The organism is Massilia pseudoviolaceinigra, assembly GCF_030846505.1.
GTDB classification, from domain to species: Bacteria; Pseudomonadota; Gammaproteobacteria; order Burkholderiales; family Burkholderiaceae_D; genus Telluria_A; species Telluria_A violaceinigra.
The window spans coordinates 1-3685 of record NZ_JAVCWL010000071.1 but is presented as its reverse complement, the minus strand read 5'-3'; the positions used below and the strand labels follow the sequence as shown (position 1 = coordinate 3685).

The following is a 3685-nucleotide window of genomic DNA, read 5'->3' as shown; positions in this document are numbered from 1 at the left end:
GTGGCTAGCGTTCCTGCCGCAAAGAATATAAGTAGTATTCGTTCAGGCCATGGCGTGTCGGTCCGAATTACCGTACTCAATGTTGCTGCAACTGCACTGTGGACCGTCGGGGTTTTCGCGTCCCTCTATGCGGGCGTCCTAGATCCCTCGGTCAGGGTTACGTCGAGTACGCTTTCCTCGATCATCAACGGTGGCGCAACGATTATGATGGCTATATTTATCGATCCTCATATGTCCGGAATGACTGACGACGTTATCGAAGGTAAAGTGACAGACACGCAGTTCAGGAAGGCCATCGTGTGGTTGGTCGGCAGCCGGTTGGCCGGCACGCTTGTCGCGCAGCTTTTGCTGGTGCCGTCGGCAGTGTTGATTGCCTGGGTAGCACGCGTGATCTGACTCGAAGCTGATCCTAGTCCGGGGCGGTTGCCATTCCTGCGCTTTCAGCTTTCGAATCCCATCGCCCCGCTTAGCGTGCTATTTTTTCCGTTTTCCCTATTCTCCCCTGCTCGACGGAGCTTGCTGGTGCCATGACGGATGCCAAAAAAAGAAGCCCCGCGCGCATTGCTGCGCGGGGGCTGGTGCCTGATGTCCAGGCAGTGATGGAAGAAGTGATCGGTGCGGCCATGAAAAAAGCCAGCGGGACGAGTGTCGCGCTGGCGTCAATATGCTTGGTGCTCCGTGATGGACCCCGTCCTATCTGGACGGTGGCGCGCCGCGCGAACATAAATTAGCCGCCCCTGCCCCTTGGCGGACATGACGCCGGGGAATTGCCAGGTGCGTCATGCCCGCCCGACGGCGAGACGATCCGATGTCGTCCCCTTGAAAGCGCTTAAGTTGAAGGCCCTTTTCGCAAGAGTCAGTTTTTCAGACTATCGAATTGGAGCGAATTTTACGACTTTTTGCGCAATTGTCGCCATGGCTATTTTGCGCATAATTTATTGCGCATTGCGCATTCTATGCAAAAAACATATGAAATTGCCAACGGTAAAATATATGTATGTGAACACAGCAGAACATTCAAAAAAATATTAAATTTGGTATTTACATCCGATAAGGTAACAATTAATATGTTTTTACGATTGATATAAAAATAAATTTCCTTTCATAAATGACGCGCGATGGTTTGGAGCAGTCCCATGTATCACAAGGGAAACTCCAACCTGCACGCGTTCATGGGACTTCTGGAACGCCCTGACCAAAAATGAAATTGAGAAACATTAACGCGACGCTACCTTCGCCAAGCGTTTCCGCTATCCACAGTCCATTCCAAACACTTGGAGGCTCAGTTGGACGTTGCACCAATACGAAGTGAAGTGATCGAAGCCCGCAGGACGCACGGGGCCGGCGCCATCGTTTTGGCGCGCCCGGTTTCCATGAAGGTTGGGGCATGCTGTGGAGCCGCAGTCGTGTTGGCACTCGGGCTACTGCATCCCATCACCAGAATCAGCGGCCGCTTAACTCTATCTATCCAATTCGCATACATTTAAGGAAAAATATGGACCTTGGCATAAGCGCAATTCTGGCCTTACGTAAACCATTTCTATGGGCGGGCCGCAAAATACTCGCCTTTGCGGGAGCCTATACAGTCCAGCCAATTTATCAGCATTCCCATGAACACTACCTTGCAGTGCGTCGTTGGCAAAGGCGCTGGACTGAAATGGCGCCCGATATTGAATATCTGTTGGCCTGTCAGTCCACGTTTAGCAAAGAGGATCATCCAGAGCAATATATTTTGATCCGAAATGTTGGCACAACCGTTGTTGAGAAGATAAATTTGTGCGTCGAAGCAAAATGCGGCATTTTGTTGTATCAAGATGCTCTCACAGCATACGGTATTCAACCTGGACAGCCAGTTAGGCTGCTATTGCCAAACCAGCCCTTTGAAGAGCTAATATTCCAGGAGGATAGTATTTCTGCATCATATGACTCCCGCCAAGTATTTCCTTTGAATATCGTGCGCAATAATAAAATTGAGATTTATAGAGGCGGGGCCCATGCCCGACATCCGGGTTTTAACGATTCTACCGGCCACTGGAAACGCTGGCGTGGTAGGCTGTATAATATGAATGCTATTGTAGAAGCCCGGCGAGACCTTATGCTTCACATTGCCTCGTCATTATGCTGGAAATATGGCCTTGTGAGCATGGAGCCGACTACCCTTGCGTCACAGGCCATGAGGAGCCGGCAGTATCTACGGCTTCTGGGGGTGGTGGCTTTCGCAATTGCGAAGTGCAACCCGGTTCTCAACACTATTCTTTGGGCAAAATTGCTGTTGCGCAGAGAACGGCTTGTCTTTGAACTTGATGGAGATATGGTAGCAGCTACCAAATACGTCATGGACAAAGGGAAGAGCTCCCGACCAGTACGCGTCGTCGATCTTAACACCCAAGCAGATGAACCGTAGGTCGGTCTGCCCTTGCAGACGCTGAGCCGAGGGTGGCGTGTCCCCGAAACATTTAAATAAGGCCGCAGCGAAGCGCCTTTCTCCTTCCAGGCGCCAATCGTAATCCAACCCTTTCCCATTACCAAGTCCACCCTGCCGGCTTCGCGCGCGGCCTCGGCCAGCAGCTCATGGTCCGGTAAGCCGCTGTGCTCAACCTTCGTCAGTTAGGACTTTGCGCAATCAGGGTTTGGAGTAGACGCTCGTTGAACTCCGCCGTAACGGTTGGAAGTTGCCGACGGGTATGTGCACTATATAAACTACATTTGCATTAAAGGGCTGTTCTCCATCGGCAAGAAGCTCAAGTTTTTTTGACAACGCCGCAGCAGACTTCAATAAGTGATTGTTGGCCTCGCGTACTGCGGGGATATCGAGAAACACCATAAATTTTAAGGTGGGCTCTGTAATAGGCATACCCTTTGTCTTGCCACTCAAAAGCGCATCAATATCTTTGAAGATGCCCGTGCGCTGGTCTGCACCGTACTTATTGCCCCCATTGATCGGGATGTTGCACTTAACCTCAGCAATGAAGCGGGGCTGTTTCTCACACCAGACGTCATAGCCATTCGAGCTGGGCTTTGATGCAAGCACGGCGGCACGCAAATTCCTCCTTGTAACAAGGTCCATAGACAGGACGCACCCTACCCACTCAACGAAGTGCAGAGTAAGTTGCATCGTGATCGCGTTGTTGATGTCGGACAGGGCTGACTTTAGAGAAAGGATATCCGTCAAAGTAAGCCGTGAGTAGTAGTCATCTGGTGGCATCCGGAAGGCGCGAGCAAAAAACTCGTTAATCCGACGACTGATTTCCTCATCCCTTTGGAATTCCGCTGGTAAGCTTTTTTCACATGTCATGATCGAAGATTCCTTCGCAGCTTGAGATAGCTTTCAATTGCGTAATCTTTTTTTGGGCGTGGCCATATTTTTCCTATTCGGCTTCAGCCAGCAATTTTTCGATCAATTGTTCACACTTTAGTGCCTCGCCATCCGGTCTGTCGCCATTTGTGATGCGTTCCCACAAACGGAACGCGCCCCAGAGGAAGTTGGCGAGATGCTCTCAATCGGTAACGAATCCGATTACTCTTTTGAGTTGGGCAATTTTTACTGGTAGGGCGATTAAGAGCACGCTGAGCTGGGAGGCGTGTTGTACCAATTGAACAGTTTCTCCGTCATCCATAACACCATCAAACGTAATCACGCTAGGTATGTTGCCGATTTGCCGGACATGAAAAGTTATCGCGTTTC

4 protein-coding genes are annotated in these 3685 nt (G+C 50.5%); 2 read left to right on the top strand and 2 right to left on the bottom strand.

The window, feature by feature from the left end:
• On the top strand, nt 1-396 hold a 396-nt coding region (locus RBA40_RS32910), incomplete at its 5' end, for a lipid II flippase family protein (RefSeq protein WP_306653083.1).
• A 1099-nt stretch (nt 397-1495) separates the two neighbouring features.
• A complete protein-coding gene (locus tag RBA40_RS32905; RefSeq protein ID WP_306653081.1) occupies nt 1496-2404 on the top strand; it encodes a hypothetical protein in 909 nt (302 codons plus the stop codon).
• A 219-nt stretch (nt 2405-2623) separates the two neighbouring features.
• Here the strand turns inward: RBA40_RS32905 and RBA40_RS32900 are convergent, their stop codons facing one another.
• Together RBA40_RS32900 and RBA40_RS32895 are read right to left on the bottom strand one after the other, a co-directional pair.
• Nucleotides 2624-3295, bottom strand: a complete 672-nt coding sequence (locus RBA40_RS32900) for a hypothetical protein (RefSeq protein ID WP_306653080.1) — start codon at nt 3293-3295, stop codon at nt 2624-2626.
• A gap of 202 nt (nt 3296-3497) precedes the next feature.
• The coding region (locus RBA40_RS32895) for a DUF6173 family protein (RefSeq protein ID WP_306653078.1) at nt 3498-3685 on the bottom strand (188 nt) is incomplete at its 5' end.